The organism is Fulvimonas soli (assembly GCF_003148905.1).
Taxonomy (GTDB): Bacteria; Pseudomonadota; Gammaproteobacteria; order Xanthomonadales; family Rhodanobacteraceae; genus Fulvimonas; species Fulvimonas soli.
In genome coordinates, this window is the sequence record NZ_QGHC01000001.1 from 410543 (window position 1) to 429271 (window position 18729).

Below are 18729 nucleotides of genomic sequence, written 5' to 3' on the forward strand. Positions count from 1 at the left end.
GTCGGGGGCGGGGATGAGCGCCGGTGTCCTGATCGTGGCCGCGCAGCGGGACCTGCGCCGCGCACTGTTCGATACCCTGGACCGCGCCGGCCACGCGCCGATCCACACCGCGCGCGGGCTGTCGCACGCGGCCATCCTGCTCGACGGCCGCGCGCCGCTGGGCCTGGTGGTGATGGCCTTCGACGGCGACGCGGACGACGCCCGGCAGCGCTGCGAGCAGCTGCGCCGCATCCCCGCCTGCGCCGACGCGCCTTTGCTCGCCGTGCTGGCCGACGGCGCCGGCATGCGGCCCTCGCAGCTGCCGGAGGACGTGTCGGACTGGCTCTATCCCGCCCAGGTCGAGCACGAGCTGGTGGCGCGCTGGCAGCGCGCGCGGCCGCCCTCGGCGCTGCCGGCGGGGGCGGCCTCCGACGACTACCGCTTCGCCTTCGAGCAGGACGACAGCGAGTGGCTGGTGGTCGACCCGCTGGCCGCGCGCGTGCTGGAGGCCAGCCCCGCGGTGGCGCGCAACAGCCGGCTCGGCATGGAGATGCTGCGCGGCGCGCTGCTGCACGACGTGCTCGGCTTCGAGGGCGTCGCCGCCGAGCAGGTGCTGGAGCAGGCCGACCATGCCTGGTATCCCTGCCAGCGCCGCGCCCAGCACGGCGCCGACACCGGCCAGGCCAGCGCGCGTCGCGTGCGCCACGGCGGGCGCGAGGCGGTGGCGCTGCTGTTCCGCAGCGACCGTGCCGACCTGCGCGCGGAGGCGGCGCTGGCGCTGCTCTCGCGCATCTACGCCGCCGGCGGCGGGCTGGACATGCAGAAGCTGGTGGCGCGGCTGCTGCTGGACGAGCTCAACCTGGACTACCTCGCGCTGTGGTCGGCGCGCCCGGAGGAGCGCGGCGGCGCGCCGACCCTGCTGGCCCAGCTGTGGCGGGGCGACGAGCAGCCGGCGCCCGCGCTGGCGCAGCAGGGCGCGCTGCGGCTGGTGCTGGGCGGGCGCAGCCTGCTGCACGCCGACGACGCGCAGCGCCTGGCGGCCTCCGACCCGCTGCTGGCCGAGCTGAAGCTGGCCGGCTTCGTCGGCCTGCCGCTGTTCGACGAGCGGCGCGCCGTGCTCGGCGCGCTGCTGGCCGGGCGCCGCGCGCCGCTGGGCGACATGGGCATCATCGAGCCGGTGCTGCGCTGCGCCGCGGCGCGCTTCGCGCACAGCCTGGAGCTGCGCCGCACGCGCGAGCAGGGCCGCGCCGAGGGCCTGATCGACGCGCTCACCGGCCTGCCCAACCGGCTGCTGTTCAACGACCGCCTGGACACCATCATCCGCGAGGCGCGCCGCACCGGCGAGTGCTTCGCCGTGCTGTTCGTCGACCTGGACAACTTCAAGGGCATCAACGACAGCCACGGCCACGCCGCCGGCGACCAGGTGCTGCGCGCGGTGACCCAGCGGCTGGTCGGCAGCGTGCGCGCCTCCGACACGGTGGCGCGCTACGCCGGCGACGAGTTCATCGTGGTGCTGCGCCACATCGTCAAGACCGACGACGCGCTGCGCGTGGCCGAGAAGATCGTGCAGGTGATGGAGGCGCCGCTGGCGATCGGCGGCGGCACGCAGCTGCAGGTCACCGCCTCGATCGGCATCAGCTTCTACCCGGACGATGCGCCCGACGCCGACACCCTGCTCAAGCACGCCGACGAGGCGATGTACGCGGCCAAGCACCTGGGCCGCAACAACTTCCAGATCTACGAGGTCAGCCCCGAGCAGGCCCGGCAGCACGACGTGGCGCTGAAGAGCCGGCTGCGCACCGCCGCGCGCAACGGCGAGCTGAAGCTGGTCTACCAGCCGCAGGTGGACGCGGCCAGCGAGGACATCGTGGGCATGGAGGCGCTGCTGCGCTGGGAGCATCCGGAACTGGGCCCGATCAGCCCGGCCACGTTCATCCCGCTGGCCGAGGAGACCGGCCTGATCGTCTCCATCGGCGAATGGGTGCTGCGCACCGCCTGCGCGCAGGCGCAGGACTGGGAGCGCCGCTACGGCCTGCGCCTGCGCCTGGGCGTGAACCTGTCGGCGGTGCAGCTGATGGAGGCGGACCTCTTGGACACGGTGGCCGCGGTGCTGCGCGAGACCGGGCTCGACCCCGGCCTGCTGGAGCTGGAGGTGACCGAGAGCATCAGCATCAAGGCCGTGCCCAACCTGCTGGAGAACCTGCACGGCCTGCACCGGCTGGGCTGCCGCATCGCCATCGACGACTTCGGCACCGGCGCCGCCTCGCTGGACTACCTGCGCAAGCTGCCGGCCGACCGCATCAAGATCGACCAGAGCTTCGTGCGCAACATCGGCCTGGACCCCGACGACGAGGCGATCGTGCGCGCCACCATCGAGATGGCGCACCGGCTCAACCGCGGGGTGGTGGCCGAGGGCGTGGAGATCGAGTCGCACCTGGCCTTCCTGCGCGCCAACCAGTGCGACGAGCTGCAGGGCTACCTGTTCTGCCGGCCGCTGACCCAGATCAGCTTCGAGAACCTGCTGGCCGAGCGCCAGCGCCTGCTGGCCGGGGCCGCCGCCGGCTTGAGCGCCGGCGAGGCCAGCCCCATACAGGTGGCTTGACGCGCGCCGCCGCATCGGCCCTGATAGGCCGGATCGGCGCGGCGCGGAAGCCCGGCCGCGCCCGCCTGAACTTGCGCGGCGCGGCGCGGTCTGAAGGCGCTCACATCCGGCGGAGCTCCGCGACGAGTGGCAGCAGAGACGAAGGAGACGGCCCGGATGGGCGAAAACGAACTGGATAGCGCACTGGTCGAGCGGGTCCAGGGCGGCGACAAGCGGGCCTTCGACCTCTTGGTGCGCAAGTACCAGCACAAGGTGATCGGGCTGATCGCGCGCTACGTGCGCAACCCGGCCGAGTGCGAGGACGTGGCGCAGGAGGCCTTCGTGCGCGCCTGGCGCGCGATCGGCTCGTTCCGCGGCGACAGCGCCTTCTACACCTGGCTGTACAAGATCGCGGTGAACACCGCCAAGAACCACCTGGTGGCGATGGGCCGGCGGCCGCCCAGCGACGACGTGGCGATCGAGGACGCCGTGTTCGGCGCCGGCGCCGAGCGCATGCAGGACAGCGCCACCCCCGAGCGCGAACTCTTGCGGCAGGAAATTGAACAAACCGTGTTCGACACGGTCCAAGCCTTGCCGGAAGAGCTGCGGGCCGCCATCACGCTGCGCGAGGTGGACGGCCTGAGCTACGAGGAGATCGCCGAGGCGATGGGCTGTCCCATCGGCACGGTGCGCTCGCGCATCTTCCGCGCGCGCGAGGCCATCGACCAGAAATTGCGGCCCCTGCTGTCGGACCGCGAGGATCGAACATGAGCGAACTGCAACGCGAACACCTGTCGGCCGGCATGGACGGCGAGCTGTCCGGGGACGAGCTGCGCTTCCTGCTGCGCCGGCTGGACCACGACGCCGCGGGCCGGCAGGCCTGGTCGCGCTACCACGTGGCGCGCGACGGCCTGCGCCGGCAGCTGCCGCCGCTGGCCTCGGCCGGCTTCGCGGAGCGCGTGATGGAGGCGATCGGCCAGCCCGCCGCGGAAGGCGGCCGCGTGCCGCACTGGCTGCGCTGGTCGGCCGGCGGCGCGATCGCCGCCGGCGTGGCCGCGATCGCGCTGATGACCGCGCGGCCGGCCGGCGAGGGCGCCGACCTGGCCGCCGGCGGCGCGGCGGCGAACGGCGCCGTCGCGGCGGCCAGCCGTCCCGCGGCGACCCCGGAGTCGGCCACCCCGGCCAGCGTGCCGCCATGGCTGCTGCTCAACGACAACAAGGCCGTGCGCTACAGCCAGCAGGCCTCGGCGATGCTGGGCGACGGCTACGGCGAGACGGTGCCGTACGGCGAGGCGGCCCAGCCCTACCTGCAGCGGCTGTCGCCCTACCAGCTGCGCCGCCTGCCGGTGAACGGCGACGGCAGCTACCTGCTGCTGATCGACAGCCCGCAACCCGTCCGGCAGGAAGCGCCGCGCCAGGCGGCCGCCGCCCGCTGATGCGGTGCCGCGTGCCGTCGCCGCGGTCCCGCCCCCATCCCGCGAACCACCGGCCCGCCGCCCGGGCCGGCGGTTCGCCGCGTCCCTTCGATCCGTCCCAAGGAGGAATCCGATGACCCATCCGAAACTGCGCGGCCTGGCTTGCGGCCTGCTGGTGGGGCTGGCCATGGCGGGTTGCGTCCAGGCGCAACAGCCGGCGCCGGGCGCCGCCGCGGCGCTGCCGGACTTCACCGGCATCGTGCAGAAGAACGCCGCCGCGGTGGTGCACGTCGAGGCCAAGTACAACGGCAGGCGCCAGGCGCGCCCGATGGTCCGCCAGCGGATGCCCGACGATCCCTCGGAGGAGTTCTTCCGCCGTTTCTTCGGCATGCCGATGCTGCCCTCGCCGGAGGAGCAGAAGCACACCTCGCTGGGCTCGGGCTTCATCATCTCGTCGGACGGCTACATCCTCACCAACAACCATGTGGTGGAGGACGCCGACGAGGTGAGCGTGCGCCTGCAGGACCACCGCACGCTCACCGCCAAGGTGGTGGGCGCCGACCCGACCTACGACATCGCCCTGCTCAAGGTGAGCGCCGGCGGCCTGCCGGCGGTGACCATCGGCGACTCGCGCTCGCTCAAGCCGGGCCAGTGGGTGCTGGCGATCGGCTCGCCGTTCGGCTTCGACTACACCGTGACCCAGGGCATCGTCAGCGCGGTGGGCCGCAACCTGGGCGCCGGCGACCAGCCGTACACCTCGTTCATCCAGACCGACGTGCCGATCAACCGCGGCAACTCCGGCGGCCCGCTGTTCGACCTGCAGGGCCGCGTGGTGGGCGTCAACTCGCAGATCTACTCCAACACCGGCGGCTACCTGGGCGTCGCGTTCTCCATCCCGATCGACGTGGCGATGCACGCGGTGGAGCAGATCAAGGCCAAGGGCTACGTCTCGCGCGGCCAGCTGGGCGTGTCGCTGCAGGCGCTGACCGACGACGCGGTGAAGGCGCTCAAGCTGGGCAGCGCCAACGGCGCCATCGTGGCCGACGTGACCAAGGGCAGCGGCGCGGACAAGGCCGGCATCCAGTCGGGCGACATCATCGTCGGCTACAACGGCCAGACCATCAGCCAGGCGGCCGACCTGCCGCCGCTGGTGGGCATGACCAAGCCGGGCACGCGGGTGCCGGTGGAGCTCCTGCGCGACGGCAAGCGGCAGACCCTGCAGGTGACCATCGGCGAGGCGCCGCGCGACGGCAAGGCCCTGGCCGCGGCCGGCGGCGAAGCGCCGTCCGCGCGCACCGGCTCGGCGGCGCTCGGCCTGTCGGTGCAGGGCGTGGACGCGGACACGCGCGAGCAGATGGGCCTGCCGGCCGGCGAGGGCGTGCAGATCAGCGACATCACCGGCCCGGTCGCCGCCGCCGCGGGCCTGCAGCCGGGCGACGTGATCCTGCGCGTGAACCAGCGCAAGATCGGCAGCGTGGCCGATTTCCGCGAGGCCACCAGGGACGTCAAGCCGGGCGGCACCGTGCTGCTGCTGGTGCGCCGCGGCGACCAGAGCAGCTTCATCGGCCTGACCGTGCCGGACGACGAGTGAGCGCCGGGCGGCGGTCGCCGGCGCGCCGGCGGCCGCCGCGCTGCCGGGGCCGTCCCACGGAAGGCATAGGCGGCCGCCGCGCCGTTCCATGCGATAATGCCGGGTTCGCGCCGCCATCCCGGCGGCGCGCCGCCCGCGCCCCGCGCGGCGGGGCAAGCCGACAGCGTGTTCCATGGAACTGATCCGCAACTTCTCCATCATCGCCCACATCGACCACGGCAAGTCGACGCTCGCCGACCGCATCATCCAGATCTGCGGCGGCCTGCAGGAGCGCGAGATGGAAGCGCAGGTGCTCGACAGCAACCCGATCGAGCGCGAGCGCGGCATCACCATCAAGGCGCAGTCGGTGTCGCTGCCGTACAAGGCGCGCGACGGCCGCACCTACCAGCTCAACTTCATCGACACCCCCGGCCACGTGGACTTCAGCTACGAGGTGTCCCGCTCGCTGGCTGCCTGCGAGGGCGCGCTGCTGGTGGTGGACGCCGCGCAGGGCGTGGAGGCGCAGTCGGTGGCCAACTGCTACACCGCCGTCGAGATGGGCCTGGAAGTGGTGCCGGTGCTCAACAAGATCGACCTGCCCACCGCCGACATCGAGAAGGTGAAGGGCGAGATCGAGGCGGTGATCGGCATCGACGCCACCGACGCGGTGGCGGTGAGCGCCAAGACCGGCCTCAACGTGGTCGAGGTGCTGGAGGCGATCGTCGCGCGCATCCCGCCGCCGAAGCCGCGCGACACCGACCGCCTGCAGGCGCTCATCATCGACTCCTGGTTCGACAACTACCTGGGCGTGGTGTCGCTGGTGCGCGTGATGCAGGGCGAGATCCGGCCCGGCGACAAGCTGCTGGTGATGTCCACCGGGCGCACCCACGAGGCGAGCGAGGTGGGCGTGTTCACGCCCAAGCGCAAGAAGCTGGACCGGCTCTCGGCGGGCGAGGTGGGCTGGCTCACCGCCTCGATCAAGGACGTGCACGGCGCGCCGGTGGGCGACACGCTCACGCTGGCCGCCAGGCCGGCCGAGCGGCCGCTGCCCGGCTTCCAGACCATGCAGCCGCGCGTGTTCGCCGGCCTGTTCCCGGTCTCCGCCGACGACTACCCGGCGCTGCGCGAGGCGCTGGAGAAGCTGCGCCTCAACGACGCGGCGCTGTTCTTCGAGCCGGAATCCTCCGAGGCGATGGGCTTCGGCTTCCGCTGCGGCTTCCTCGGCATGCTGCACATGGAGATCGTGCAGGAGCGGCTGGAGCGCGAGTACGACCTGGACCTGGTGACCACCGCGCCCACCGTGGTCTACGAGATCCTCCGCACCGACGGCAACACGATGAGCCTGGACAACCCGGCCAAGCTGCCGCCGTCGCCGCAGGTGCAGGAGATCCGCGAGCCGATCATCGTCGCCAACATCCTCACCCCGCCGGACTACATCGGCAACATCATCACCCTGTGCGAGGAGAAGCGCGGCGTGCAGCGCTCGATCCAGTACCTGGCCAGCCAGGTGCAGATCAGCTACGAGCTGCCGCTGGCCGAGGTGGTGCTGGACTTCTTCGACAAGCTCAAGTCGGTCTCGCGCGGCTACGCCTCGATGGACTACCACTTCGACCGCTTCGAGGCCGGCCCGTTCGTGCGCGTGGACGTGCTGATCAACGGCGACCGCGTGGACGCGCTCAGCCTGATCGTGCACCGCTCGCACGCCGACCGCCGCGGCCGCGAGCTGGTCGAGCGCATGAAGGACCTGATCCCGCGCCAGCAGTTCGACGTGGCGATCCAGGCGGCGATCGGCGCGCAGATCATCGCCCGCTCCACGGTCAAGGCGCTGCGCAAGAACGTCCTGGCCAAATGCTATGGTGGCGACGTCAGCCGCAAGAAGAAACTGCTGGAGAAACAGAAGGAAGGCAAGAAGCGCATGAAGCAGGTGGGGCGGGTGGAGATCCCGCAGGAGGCCTTCCTCGCCGTACTGAAAGTGGACAAATGAGCAGGGTGGCGAACGGGGAGCAGGGAACGGGGAGCGTGCGGGGCGCGGCGACGCCGGCTCGACGCGCGCTTCCCGTTCCCCGCTCCCCATTCCCCGTTCCCCGACGTTAGGAGCACGCATGGATTTCGATTTCTCGGCGATTCTGCTCGGCCTCACCGTGCTGTTCGGCGTGGTGTGGGGCCTGGACCGCCTGTTCCTGTACAAGAGGCGCAAGGCGCGGCTGGACGCGGCCGGCGAGGAGTACCGCGACCCGGTGCCGGTGGACTGGTCGCGCTCGCTGTTCCCGGTGGTGCTGGTGGTGCTGCTGCTGCGCTCGTTCGTGGCCGAGCCGTTCCGCATCCCGTCCGGCTCGATGATGCCGACGCTGGACGTGGGCGACTTCATCCTGGTCAACAAGTTCGCCTACGGCCTGCGCCTGCCCGCCTTCAACACCAAGTTCCTCGGCGTGGGCGAGCCCAGGCGCGGCGACGTGGTGGTGTTCCGCTTCCCCGGCTACCTGTGCCGCGACGCCTCGGGCAAGCTGGCGCGCGTGGGCGGCGACGAGAGCGGCCCGCCGCGCCTGGGTCCGGGCGACCGCTGCCCGGACGACCGCCTGCCGGTGCAGAGCCAGAACTGGATCAAGCGCGTGATCGGCCTGCCGGGCGACGTGGTCGAGGTGCGCGACAGCCAGATCATCATCAATGGCGAGCCGGTGAAGGCCGACCTGGTCGGCCCCTTCGTGGGCGACCGCCGCCGCGCCGAGGACGCCGAGCTGCTGGCCTACGGCGCCACGGTCTGGACCGAGCACCTGGGCAACGTGAACCACCTGATCGCGCGCATGCCCGAGCGCATGGCCACCCAGCCGGTGCCCAACAGCCTGGTGCCCTCGCGGGTGCCCGACGACTGCTACCTGGTGATGGGCGACGACCGCGAGAACAGCCTGGACAGCCGCTGGTGGGGCTGCGTGCCGGAGAAGAACCTGGCCGGCAAGGCCTTCCTGATCTGGATGAGCTGGAAGGGCTGGGGCACCGGCGGCGTGGATTTCTCGCGGATCGGCACGATCGTGCACTGATCCCGCTTCGGCGGACGGCGGCGCTGGCATAATCGCCGCGCCGGCCGTCGCCGGCCGTGCATTCGTGGGGCAGCGTCGCGCAGGCGGCATAGCGAGGGGACTATGAGAACGAAGCAGAAGGGCATCACCCTGATCGGATTCCTGTTCGTCCTCGCCATCGTGGCCTTCTTCGGCTACATGGCGATGAAACTGGTGCCGGCCTACGCCGAATACATGGGCGTCAACAAGGCGATGAACCAGATCGCCAGCAGCGGCGTGGAGGGCAAGACCCTCGACGACATCCGCCGCGACCTGATGTTCAAGATGGGCTTCCAGTACGTCGACGACGCCACCATCAAGCCCAGCGACATCACCATCCAGCGCGCCAACAACGGCGCGACCCTGCACGTGGAATACGACAAGGTGGTGCCGTTCCTCTACAACATCTCCTTCCTGCTGCACTTCGAGAAGAGCGTGCAGCTGCAGGGCAACGTGGGCCAGTGATGCCTTGAAGCTGGACTACCGCTTCCGCGACCCCGCGCTGGCCAGGCTGGCGCTCACCCACCGCAGCGCCGGCCGGCCCAACAACGAGCGACTGGAGTTCCTGGGCGACGCGCTGCTCGGCGCGGTGGTCGCGCAGATGCTCTACGAGGCGCACCCGAACGCCAGCGAGGGCGAGCTGTCGCGGTTGCGCGCGCAGCTGGTGAACGGGCAGGCGCTGGCGGTGATCGCGCGCGAACTGGAACTGGGCGAGGGGCTGCAGCTGGGACCCGGCGAGCTCAAGAGCGGCGGCTTCCGCCGCGACTCCATCCTGGCCGACGCCTTCGAGGCGCTGGTCGCCGCGGTCTACCTCGACGGCGGCTTCGCCGCCTGCAGCGCGGTGGTGCGCGGGCTGTTCGAGGCGCGCGTCGCCGCGTTGCCGAAATCCTCCAAGGACGCCAAGACCCGCCTGCAGGAATGGCTGCAGGCGCGCGCGCTGCCGCTGCCCGGCTACGAGCTGCTGGGCAGCCACGGCGAGGAGCACGCCAAGGTCTTCGACGTGCGCTGCACCGTCGCCGAGCCGGTGCCGTTCAGCGCCGAGGCCAGCGGCACCAGCCGCCGCCAGGCCGAGCAGGACGCCGCCGACCTCGTGCTCGCCCGCCTGCTGGCGCTGCCGCGGGACTGAACCCGATCCACCCGGCGCGGCGCTATGCTTCGCCCCCTGAAGGCACCCGACAGACGACATGAACGACGCAACCGAAACCGGCACGGCCGCCGGCGAACTGCCGCACGGGGATTTCCGCTGCGGGCTGGTGGCGCTGGCCGGACGGCCCAACGTGGGCAAGTCCACCCTGCTCAACGCGCTGATCGGCTTCCGCCTGTCCATCGTCAGCCCGCGCCCGCAGACCACCCGCCACCGCATCCTCGGCATCGCCACCAGCGAGGCGGGGCAGGTCATGTACGTGGACACGCCGGGCCTGCACCGCGGCGCCAAGCGGGCGATGAACCGCAGCCTCAACCGCGCCGCGCGCACGGCGATCAGCGAGGTGGACCTGGCCGTGCAGGTGATCGAGGCCGGCCGCTGGACCGACGAGGACGAGGCCCTCTACGCGGCGATCGCCGAGCAGAAGGTGCCGCGCCTGCTGGCGATCAACAAGGTCGACCTGGCCAAGGACAAGGCGGCGCTGCTGCCGTTCGTGGCCGGGCTCTCGGCCACGCACGAGTTCGGCGAGATCCACTACGTCAGCGCGCTCAGGCGCAAGGGGCTGGAGCGGCTGCAGGCCGGCATCCTCGAGCGCCTGCCGGTGCGCCCGCCGGTGTTCGGCGCCGACGAGATCACCGACCGCAGCGAGCGCTTCCTCGCCGCCGAGATGGTGCGCGAGCAGCTGATGCTGCGGCTGGACCAGGAGCTGCCCTACGCCACCACGGTGGAGATCGAGCGCTTCAAGGACCGCGACGACGGCGTGGCCGAGATCCACGCGGTGATCTGGGTCGAGCGCGAGGGGCAGAAGGCCATCGTGATCGGGCAGGGCGGCGCCCAGCTCAAGGCGATCGGCAGCACCGCGCGCCGGCACATGGAGCGCATGTTCGAGCGCAAGGTGTTCCTCAAGCTGTGGGTGAAGGTGCGCGAGGGGTGGGTGGATGACGAGGCGATGCTCAAGCAGCTTGGCTATACCGATTGAGGCGAGGGGTGAGTAGCGAGGGCGCAAGGTCGGTGCTGGCGACGAGCCGCGGCGCTGCGCCCTCGCCACTCATCCCTCGCCCCTAGTCTTCCCCATGCGCATCGAGCAGCAGCCCGCCTACGTCCTGCACGCGCGGCCCTACCGCGAGACCTCGCTGCTGCTCGAGTGCCTGAGCCGCGACCACGGGCGCCTGGGCGTGGTCGCCCGCGGCGTGCGCCGCGCGCGCGCGCGCACCTCGCGCGCGCAGCTGGAGCCGTTCCGGCCGCTGCTGCTCGACCTGCTGCTGAAGGGCGAGCTGGCCACCCTGGCGGCCGCCGAGGACGCCGGCCTGCCGGCGCGGCTGCACGGCGACGCGGGACTGGCCGGGCTCTACCTCAACGAGCTGGTGGTGCGCTTCACCAGCCGGCAGGACCCGCATCCGGCGCTGTTCGACGCCTACGCGCGGACGCTGGCGCGGCTCGCCGCGGACGAGGCGCCGGGCTGGCCGCTGCGCCGCTTCGAGCGCGACCTGCTGGAAGCGGTCGGCTACGGCCTGCAGCTCGACGCGGAGGCCGGGAGCGGCCTGCCGCTGGCCGCGGACGGCTGGTACGTCTACCAGGTGGAGCACGGGCCGGTGCGCTGCCCGCCCGGCCGCGCGCACGCGCTGCGCGGCGCCGACCTGCTCGCCTTCGCGCAGGACCGCCGGCCCGCGCCGGAGGCCGACCTGGCCCTGCGCGCGATGATGCGCGAGGCGATCCGCCACCACCTGGGCGGCGAACCGCGCACCTGGCAGATGCTGGCGGCGATGGCGCGGCGCTGAGCCGTCGATCGTCCGTTCCTAGGCGTCCTGCAGGCCCAGGCCGGCGGGATGGTCCAGCGCCGCGAGCGTGGCGCGCAGCGCGCGACGGAAGCGCTGCACGGCGGCGCCGGCGTCGCGCGGCTCGCCGCGCAGGTCGCGCTGCAGCCGCGCCGCCTGTGCGGCCAGCGCGCTGGCGCCGCAGAAGCCGCAGGAGGAGCGCAGCCGGTGCAGCCGGTCGATCAGCGTGCCGGCGTCGTTGCCGTCGCGGCCGAGGTCGCGCTCCAGCGCCAGCAGCTCCTCGCGCAGCAGGCCGCGCAGCGCCTGCATGGTGCCGGTGTCGCCGGTGGCGACCAGCGCCGCGGCGTCGTCCAGCACGGGCAGGTCCTGGCGCTGCGCCTCGTGGCGGGCGAGGTTGAGCACGCGCTGCAGCGCGCCCAGGTCGCAGGGCTTGGCGAGCACGTCGCCGAAGCCTTCCGCGAGCAGCTGGCGGCGGTCGTCGGGCGAGAGCTCGGCGCTGGTCGCCACCGCCACGCTGTCGCCGGAGGCGGCCCGGGCGTCGCCGCGCAGCGCGTGCAGCAGCGCCCGCGCGCCGCCGCCGGGCATGCGCAGGTCCAGCAGCAGCAGGTCGAAGGCTTCGCCGCGGGCCAGCTCCAGCACCGCGGCGCCGTCGCCGCAGGCCTTCACCCGCGCGCCCAGGCTGTGCAGTCCGTCGCTGAGGAAACGCCGGCTGGCGGCATCGTCGTCGGCCACCAGCACGTAGGGGACGCGGTCGGGCGTGGCCTCGGAAGGGAGGGCTGTCATGACGCAATCCATGTCGTTCAGCTGAGTTTGGCAGAATGGCCCGACATGCGTTGCGCATCAAGCCCCCTCCTGCCGGTCGCCGGATGCCTCGCCGGGCTGGCGCTGAGCTTCCCCGCGCTGGCCGGCATGACCCTGACGGCCAGGACCGTGGACGTGCCCGGCCTGCACCTGCAGGACGTCAGCCTGCGCCTGGACGACGGCGCCGACGGCCTGCACGTGCAGCTGCGGGCCGCCCGCGCCGACGTGCCCGCGATGGGCTGGCGCCGGGTCGGCCTGCGCCTGGACGGCACGCTGCGCCGCGACGAGGAGCGGCGCTGGCTGCTGGACGGCCCGCTGAAGCTCAAGGGCGCCCCCGGCGGGGCGCTGGGCAACGCCAGCCTCGGCCTGGTGGTGGACCCGCAGGGCAACACCCTGCAGCTCGACCTGGCCCAGTCCAAGGCCGCGCTGCACGCCGACATGCCGCTGGACCAGACCAGCCACGCGCAGATCCGGCTGCAGAACCTGCCTGCCGCCTGGCTGCAGGGCCTGCTGTCGCGGGCGTGGTCCGGCCGGGCGAACGCGGGGCAGCTCGACGCGGAGATGGCGCTGGACGTGCGCGAGGACGGCGTGCAGTCCTCCGGCGCCTTCACCCTGAGCGGGCTCGGCTTCGACTCCCCGTCCGGCACGCTGGCCGGGCAGGGGCTGGATGGCAGCGGCCGGCTCGACCTGGACACCACCGGCGAGGCGGCGCGGATCGGCCTGGACGCCACCCTGCGCGGCGGCGAGCTGCTGCTCGGGCCGCTCTACGCGCGCCTGCCGGGGCACGCGGTGCAGCTCGGCGTCGACGCCAGCGCCAGCAACGGCGGGGTGGAACTCGGCCGCCTGCGGGTGGGCGACGCCGACGCACTGCAGCTCGACGGCGCGCTGGCCTTCGACGCCAAGGGCAACCTGCAGCGGCTGCGGCTGGACCGGCTGGAGGCGCGCTTCCCCGCCGCCTACCAGCGCTACGGCCAGGCCTGGCTGGCCGCCGGGCTCGGCCTGCACGACATGCGCACCGCCGGCGCCCTGCGCGGCACGCTGGACCTGCGCGCCGACGGCCTGCACGCCTTCGCCTTCGCCACCGACGGGCTGGACCTGGCCGACGGCGACGGCCGCTTCGCGGTGGACGGTCTGCGCGGCGGGCTGGACTGGAGCCGCGAGGGCGAGCGCCCGGCCACCAGCCTGGCATGGAAGCAGCTGCGCTTCTACCAGATCGCCAACGGCGCCGCGCAGTCGCGCTGGCAGAGCCGCGGCGGCACGCTGGGGCTGCAGGCGCCGGTGGACGTGCCCGTGCTCGGCGGCCGGCTGCACGTGGGCGAGCTGGCCTGGCGGCCGGCGGCCGCCAAGGGGCAGCGCCTGAGCACCTCGCTGGCGCTGGCCGGCATGGACATGGGCGCGTTCTGCCAGGCGGTGGGCTGGCCGCGCTTCCCCGGCACGCTGGGCGGCGCGGTGCCCTCGCTGCGCTGGGTGGACGACCGCATCGAGCTGGCGGGCGGCCTCTCGGTCAACGTGTTCGACGGCTTCGTCGACCTCACCGGGCTCAGCCTGCAGCAGCCGTTCGGCGCCAGCCCGGTGCTGGCCGGCGACGTCAGCCTGCGCCAGCTCGACCTGGCCGCGATCACCAGCGTGTTCGACTTCGGCAGCATCACCGGGCGGCTGGACGGCTCCATCGACGGGCTGCGCCTGGTGGACTGGTCGCCGGTGGCGTTCCAGGCGCAGCTGCTCGCCGGCGACGGCGGCCGGATCAGCCAGCGCGCGGTCAACAACCTCACCGCGGTGGGCGGCGGCGGCCTCGCCGCCGGCCTGCAGGGCGCGGTGCTCAAGCTGTTCAAGACCTTCGGCTACCGCCGCATCGGGCTCAACTGCGCGCTGCAGGACGGCGTATGCCGCATGGGCGGGCTGGACGGCGGCGAGGACGGCTACACTATCGTCGAAGGCAGCGGCCTGCCGCACCTGCAGGTGATCGGGCACCAGACGCGGGTGGACTGGCCCACGCTGATGCGCCGGCTCAAGGCCGCCGTCGCCGGCGCCGGTCCGGAAGTGCGCTGAACCCCGTTGCCAAGGAGCCCATCCATGCGCAAATTCGTCCGTTCGTTGCTGGCCGCGCTGGCGGTCGCGCTGGTGGGCTGCGTCACCATCAACGTCTATTTCCCGGAGGCGGCCGCGCAGAAGGCGGCGGACCGCTTCATCGACACGGTGATCGAGGGCGGCCAGCCCGCGCCGGACGCCGCGCAGAAGCCGCCGGCCGACGCCCGGCGCCACCCGCCGGCGGCGGCGATGCTGCTGGACCTGCTGGTGCCCGCCGCCCACGCGGCCGACGTGCCGGACATCCGCATCCAGACGCCCGCCACCGAGGCGATCCGCGGGCGCATGCGCGCGCGCTTCCAGAATCCGCTGAAGGCCCTGCTGGACAGCGGCGCGGTCGGCTTCACCCGCGACGGCCTGGTCGCCGTGCGCGACGCCGCGCAGATCCCGCTGAGCCAGCGCGCGCAGGCCAACGCGGCGGTGGCGGACGAGAACCGCGACCGCGCCGCGCTGTACCGCGAGGTGGCCGTCGCCAACGGCCACCCGGAATGGGAGGCGCAGATCCGCGCCACCTTCGCCAGGGGCTGGATCGAGCGCGCCCGCGCCGGCTGGTATTATCAGGACGCCGCGGGCCGCTGGCAGCGCAAGTAGCGCCCGTACCGATCACCCGATACCTGCGCCCGGGTCGCCCGATCCGGGCGCAGGCGTTTCGAGCCGCATGAACGAAGCATTCGAAGCCACCATCACCGACCTCGGCCACGACGGCCGCGGCGTCGCCCGCATCGACGGCAAGACCGTGTTCGTCGCCGGCGCCCTGCTGGGCGAGCGCGTGCGGCTGGCGCTGCGCAAGCGCCACCGCCACTTCGACGAGGCCGAGACGCTGGAGGTGCTGGAGCGCTCGCCGCACCGCGTGGAGCCGCGCTGCCGGCACTTCGGCCAGTGCGGCGGCTGCTCGCTGCAGCACCTGGACGCCGCCGCGCAGATCGAGGCCAAGCAGCGCGTGCTGGCGGACAACTTCGCGCGCATCGGCAAGGTCGCGCCCGAGGCGTGGCTGCCGCCGCTGACCGACCAGCCCTGGGGCTACCGCCGCAAGGGCCGGCTGTCGGTGCGCGCGGTGGCGAAGAAGGGCCGCGTGCTGGTCGGCTTCCGCGAGGAGAGCAACCCGCGCTTCGTCGCCGACATCGAGCGCTGCGAGGTGGTGCACCCGGCACTGGGACCGAAGATCGGCCTGCTCGGCGAACTGGTGGGCGGACTGGAGGCGGCCGCCGACATCGCGCAGATCGAGTTCGCCGCCGGCGACGACACCGTCGCGCTGGTGTTCCGCCACCTCAAGCCGCTGGGCGAGCGCGACCGCGCGGCGCTGGTCGCCTTCGGCCGCGAGCACGGTTTCGCCATCTACCTGCAGCCCGGCGGCGTCAGCAGCGTGCATCCGCTGTGGCCGGAGCAGCCGCGCCTGGCCTTCCGCCTGCCGGCGGGCGAGGGCGTGGACGAGGTGGAGCTGGAGTTCCGCCCGCTCGACTTCGTGCAGGTCAACGCCGGCATGAACCGGCGGATGCTGGCGTGCGCGCTGGAGCTGCTCGACCCGCAGCCGGCCGACCGCGTGCTGGACCTGTTCTGCGGCCTGGGCAACTTCACCCTGCCGATCGCGCGGCGGGTGGCCGAGGTGGCCGGGGTGGAGGGCGAGCACGGCCTGGTCGAGCGCGCCGGCGAGAACGCCGCGCGCAACGGCATCGCCAACGCGCGCTTCCACGTCGCCAACCTGTTCGAGGACCAGCGCGGCGCGCCGTGGGCGCGCGAGGCCTGGGACAAGCTCCTGCTCGACCCGCCGCGTGCCGGCGCGGACAAGGTGCTGGACTACCTGCCGCACAGGGCCACCCGGCGCATCGTCTACGTGTCGTGCCATCCCGCCTCGCTGGCGCGCGACGCGGGCATCCTGGTGCAGAAGCACGGCTTCCGGCTGGTCTCGGCGGGCGTGATGGACATGTTCCCGCACACCGCGCACGTGGAATCCATCGCCCTGTTCGAGCGCGGCGCCTGAGGAAGCCGCGGGGCGGCCGCCATGGCGACACCGTCGTCCCACCCTGCCGTCATCCCGGCGAAAGCCGGGACGACGGGCAAAGGAAAGCCCGGTTCGGGCGTCCTTGCGGCTAAGATCGCCCATCACGGCCACCACCCTTTCCCCATGGGCATCGAGATCGAACGGAAATTCCTGCTGCGCGGCGACGGCTGGCGCGCGCGGGTCGAGCGCAGCGAGCGCATGGCGCAGGGCTACCTGGTCGGCGCCGCGGCGCTGCGCGCGGGGCTGGCGCGGGCGTCGGTGCGCGTGCGCGTCGTGGGCGAGCGGGCCTGGCTCAACGTCAAGTCCGCGCAGCTCGGCGTCGAGCGCGCCGAGTACGAGCTGCCGCTGCCGCCGGCCGACGCGCGCACCATGCTCGACACCCTGTGCGACGGCGTGCTGGAGAAGGTCCGCCATCACGTCCGCGTGGACGGCGCGCTGTTCGAGATCGACGAGTTCCTCGGCGACAACGCCGGGCTGGTGGTGGCCGAGATCGAGCTGCCCGCCGCCGCCGCGCCGTTCCCGCGCCCGCCGTGGCTGGGCCGCGAGGTGAGCGCGCTGGCGCGCTACTACAACGTCAACCTGATCGGGCATCCCTACGCGCGCTGGAGCGAGGCCGAGCGCGCGGCGGGCGACGCGGAGGACGCCGCATGCTGCTGATCGGCCTGGCCGGCACCGCCCTGGCCGCGCGCGAGCGCGCATGGCTGGCCTCGCCGGCGGTGGCCGGCGCGATCCTGTTCGCGCGCAACTACGCCGGCCGCGAGCAGCTGACCGCGCTGGTGGAAGCCATCCGCGAGGCCGGCGGCGAGCGCATGCTGGTGGCGGTGGACCAGGAAGGCGGCCCGGTGCAGCGCTTCCGCGAGGGTTTCACCCGGCTGCCGGCGCTGTCGAGGATCGGCGCCGTGTACGACCGCGACCCGGCCGAGGCGCTGCGCCTGGCCGAGGAGCACGCCTGGGTGATGGCCAGCGAGCTGCGCGCCTGCGACGTGGACTTCAGCTTCGCGCCGGTGGCGGACCTGGCGCGCGGCAACGCGGCGATCGGGCCGCGCGCCTTCCACGCCGACCCGGCCGTGGCCGGCGAGCTGGCGCAGGCCTACGTGCGCGGCATGCACCTGGCCGGCATGGCGGCGGTGCTCAAGCATTTCCCCGGCCACGGCTCGGTGGCCGCCGACACGCACAAGGACGTCGCCGTCGACCCGCGCCCGCTGGAAACCATCCGCCGCGAGGACCTGCTGCCGTTCGCGCAGTGCATCGAGGCGCGGGTGGAGGCGGTGATGATGGCGCACGTGGTCTACCCGGCGGTGGACGCGCAGCCGGCCGGCTTCTCGCGCAAGTGGATCGGCGAGGTGCTGCGCGGCGAGCTGGGCTTCGACGGCATCGTCGTCAGCGACGACATCAGCATGGCCGCGGCCGGCGCGGCCGGCGGCGTGGGCGCGCGCGTGCGTGCGCACCTGGCGGCCGGCTGCGACCTGGTGCTGGCCTGCTTCCCGGAAGTGGTGGAGGAGGCCATCGCCGCCGCGCCCGCGCCGCCTGCCGACGCCGCGCCGCGGCTGGCCGCGCTGCGTGGCGCGATCGGCTGCACCTGGGCCAGCCTCGAGGACAACCCCCAACGCGACCGCTTCGTCGCCCGCATCACGGCGCTGGACGCCGCCGAGGACCACGCATGAGCCATCCCATTCCCCCGCTGGCCGACGCGCTGGCCAATGCCGACCTGCTGTTCGACCGCGCCGCGCTGGAATCGGCCATCGCCGGCATGGGCCGGGACATCGACGCCGCGCTGGACGGCGAGCGTGCGGTGTTCCTCACCGTGATGAACGGCGCGCTGGTGTTCGCCGGCCAGCTCGCGCTGGCGATCCGCACCGACCTGGAATTCGACTACGTGCACGCCACCCGCTACCGCGGCGCCACCGAGGGCCACGAGCTGCACTGGCTGCGCGAACCGGCGGTGCCGCTGCAGGGGCGCACCGTGCTGCTGGCCGACGACATCCTCGACGAGGGCCACACGCTGAAGGCGGTGCGCGACGACTGCCTGCGCCGCGGCGCGAAGCGCGTGCTGATCGCCACGCTCTGCCGCAAGCGCCACGACCGCGTGGCCGGGGGCATCGCCAGCGACTTCAACGGCGTCGAGCTGCCGGACCGCTACGTGTTCGGCTACGGCATGGATTATCACGAGCAGGGCCGCAACCTGCCGGGCATCTACGCACTGCGGGAGTGAGGGAAGGGCAGGGGCGAGTAGCGAGGGCGCATGGATCGGCGCCGCCGCCGGTCCCGGCCCCGCGCCCTCGCTACCCGTCCCTCGTCCCTCGTCCCCACGAACCACTCCGAGGTCG

17 protein-coding genes are annotated in these 18729 nt (G+C 73.1%); 16 read left to right on the top strand and 1 reads right to left on the bottom strand.

All coding sequences use genetic code 11. The features are described from left to right. Positions 1-13 precede the first annotated feature (13 nt). The 10 genes from C7456_RS01925 (at position 14) to recO (ending at position 11520) form a co-directional block, all read left to right on the top strand. The gene (locus C7456_RS01925) at positions 14-2581 is read left to right on the top strand and encodes a putative bifunctional diguanylate cyclase/phosphodiesterase (RefSeq protein ID WP_109722065.1); all 2568 of its coding nucleotides are present in this window, start codon (positions 14-16) and stop codon (positions 2579-2581) included. 156 nt (positions 2582-2737) lie between these two features. Next, on the top strand, positions 2738-3331 hold the full coding sequence (rpoE, locus tag C7456_RS01930) for an RNA polymerase sigma factor RpoE (protein WP_109722066.1): 594 nt from the start codon (positions 2738-2740) through the stop codon (positions 3329-3331). Continuing rightward, positions 3328-3996, top strand: a complete 669-nt coding sequence (locus tag C7456_RS01935; protein ID WP_109722067.1) for a sigma-E factor negative regulatory protein — start codon at positions 3328-3330, stop codon at positions 3994-3996. Before rpoE ends, C7456_RS01935 begins: the two co-directional genes overlap by 4 nt. A gap of 112 nt (positions 3997-4108) precedes the next feature. Further along, positions 4109-5566: a DegQ family serine endoprotease gene (locus tag C7456_RS01940; protein WP_109722068.1), complete on the top strand. Its 1458-nt coding sequence runs from the start codon at positions 4109-4111 to the stop codon at positions 5564-5566. A gap of 172 nt (positions 5567-5738) precedes the next feature. Further along, positions 5739-7529: a translation elongation factor 4 gene (gene lepA, locus C7456_RS01945; RefSeq protein ID WP_109722069.1), complete on the top strand. Its 1791-nt coding sequence runs from the start codon at positions 5739-5741 to the stop codon at positions 7527-7529. A 118-nt stretch (positions 7530-7647) separates the two neighbouring features. After that, positions 7648-8580, top strand: coding sequence for a signal peptidase I (lepB, locus tag C7456_RS01950; RefSeq protein WP_109722070.1), 933 nt, complete (start codon positions 7648-7650; stop codon positions 8578-8580). A 102-nt stretch (positions 8581-8682) separates the two neighbouring features. After that, the gene (locus C7456_RS01955) at positions 8683-9063 is read left to right on the top strand and encodes a DUF4845 domain-containing protein (RefSeq protein WP_109722071.1); all 381 of its coding nucleotides are present in this window, start codon (positions 8683-8685) and stop codon (positions 9061-9063) included. Positions 9064-9067: 4 nt separating this feature from the next. Then, a complete protein-coding gene (rnc, locus tag C7456_RS01960; RefSeq protein ID WP_109722072.1) occupies positions 9068-9724 on the top strand; it encodes a ribonuclease III in 657 nt (218 codons plus the stop codon). Positions 9725-9782: 58 nt separating this feature from the next. Further along, positions 9783-10721, top strand: coding sequence for a GTPase Era (gene era, locus C7456_RS01965; RefSeq protein ID WP_109722073.1), 939 nt, complete (start codon positions 9783-9785; stop codon positions 10719-10721). A 94-nt stretch (positions 10722-10815) separates the two neighbouring features. Next, positions 10816-11520 carry a DNA repair protein RecO gene (recO, locus tag C7456_RS01970; protein ID WP_109722074.1) on the top strand — a complete coding sequence of 235 codons (705 nt, stop codon included), beginning with the start codon at positions 10816-10818 and terminating at the stop codon, positions 11518-11520. 18 nt (positions 11521-11538) lie between these two features. Here recO and C7456_RS01975 read toward each other — a convergent pair whose 3' ends face one another. Then, a complete protein-coding gene (locus C7456_RS01975) occupies positions 11539-12300 on the bottom strand; it encodes a response regulator (protein WP_245889739.1) in 762 nt (253 codons plus the stop codon). 45 nt (positions 12301-12345) lie between these two features. Between C7456_RS01975 and C7456_RS01980 the strand changes: the two genes are divergently transcribed. From C7456_RS01980 to C7456_RS02005, 6 genes are all read left to right on the top strand, one after another. Further along, entirely contained in the window at positions 12346-14367 is a 2022-nt protein-coding gene (locus tag C7456_RS01980; RefSeq protein ID WP_109722076.1) for a hypothetical protein, read from the top strand. Positions 14368-14391: 24 nt separating this feature from the next. Continuing rightward, positions 14392-14994, top strand: a complete 603-nt coding sequence (locus C7456_RS01985; RefSeq protein ID WP_109722077.1) for a YdbL family probable chaperone protein — start codon at positions 14392-14394, stop codon at positions 14992-14994. A gap of 67 nt (positions 14995-15061) precedes the next feature. Then, positions 15062-16381, top strand: coding sequence for a 23S rRNA (uracil(1939)-C(5))-methyltransferase RlmD (gene rlmD / locus C7456_RS01990; protein ID WP_109722078.1), 1320 nt, complete (start codon positions 15062-15064; stop codon positions 16379-16381). 144 nt (positions 16382-16525) lie between these two features. Beyond that, complete coding sequence (locus C7456_RS01995; protein WP_109722079.1) at positions 16526-17059, top strand: CYTH domain-containing protein; 534 nt, start codon at positions 16526-16528, stop codon at positions 17057-17059. Further along, on the top strand, positions 17050-18066 hold the full coding sequence (gene nagZ, locus C7456_RS02000) for a beta-N-acetylhexosaminidase (RefSeq protein ID WP_109722080.1): 1017 nt from the start codon (positions 17050-17052) through the stop codon (positions 18064-18066). Before C7456_RS01995 ends, nagZ begins: the two co-directional genes overlap by 10 nt. Continuing rightward, the gene (locus C7456_RS02005) at positions 18063-18614 is read left to right on the top strand and encodes a hypoxanthine-guanine phosphoribosyltransferase (protein ID WP_109722081.1); all 552 of its coding nucleotides are present in this window, start codon (positions 18063-18065) and stop codon (positions 18612-18614) included. Before nagZ ends, C7456_RS02005 begins: the two co-directional genes overlap by 4 nt. The last annotated feature ends 115 nt before the right edge of the window (positions 18615-18729 follow it).

Bases quoted from the DNA above. Each gene is read 5' to 3' on its own strand.
- recO (WP_109722074.1), top strand. From the start codon at position 10,816: ATGCGCATCGAGCAGCAGCCCGCCTACGTCCTGCACGCGCGGCCCTAC.
- C7456_RS01925 (WP_109722065.1), top strand. From the start codon at position 14: ATGAGCGCCGGTGTCCTGATCGTGGCCGCGCAGCGGGACCTGCGCCGC.
- C7456_RS01935 (WP_109722067.1), top strand. From the start codon at position 3,328: ATGAGCGAACTGCAACGCGAACACCTGTCGGCCGGCATGGACGGCGAG.
- lepA (WP_109722069.1), top strand. From the start codon at position 5,739: ATGGAACTGATCCGCAACTTCTCCATCATCGCCCACATCGACCACGGC.
- rlmD (WP_109722078.1), top strand. From the start codon at position 15,062: ATGAACGAAGCATTCGAAGCCACCATCACCGACCTCGGCCACGACGGC.
- C7456_RS01940 (WP_109722068.1), top strand. From the start codon at position 4,109: ATGACCCATCCGAAACTGCGCGGCCTGGCTTGCGGCCTGCTGGTGGGG.
- C7456_RS01975 (WP_245889739.1), bottom strand. From the start codon at position 12,300: ATGACAGCCCTCCCTTCCGAGGCCACGCCCGACCGCGTCCCCTACGTG.
- C7456_RS01985 (WP_109722077.1), top strand. From the start codon at position 14,392: ATGCGCAAATTCGTCCGTTCGTTGCTGGCCGCGCTGGCGGTCGCGCTG.
- C7456_RS01995 (WP_109722079.1), top strand. From the start codon at position 16,526: ATGGGCATCGAGATCGAACGGAAATTCCTGCTGCGCGGCGACGGCTGG.
- rpoE (WP_109722066.1), top strand. From the start codon at position 2,738: ATGGGCGAAAACGAACTGGATAGCGCACTGGTCGAGCGGGTCCAGGGC.
- C7456_RS02005 (WP_109722081.1), top strand. From the start codon at position 18,063: ATGAGCCATCCCATTCCCCCGCTGGCCGACGCGCTGGCCAATGCCGAC.
- era (WP_109722073.1), top strand. From the start codon at position 9,783: ATGAACGACGCAACCGAAACCGGCACGGCCGCCGGCGAACTGCCGCAC.
- C7456_RS01955 (WP_109722071.1), top strand. From the start codon at position 8,683: ATGAGAACGAAGCAGAAGGGCATCACCCTGATCGGATTCCTGTTCGTC.
- nagZ (WP_109722080.1), top strand. From the start codon at position 17,050: ATGCTGCTGATCGGCCTGGCCGGCACCGCCCTGGCCGCGCGCGAGCGC.
- C7456_RS01980 (WP_109722076.1), top strand. From the start codon at position 12,346: ATGCGTTGCGCATCAAGCCCCCTCCTGCCGGTCGCCGGATGCCTCGCC.
- lepB (WP_109722070.1), top strand. From the start codon at position 7,648: ATGGATTTCGATTTCTCGGCGATTCTGCTCGGCCTCACCGTGCTGTTC.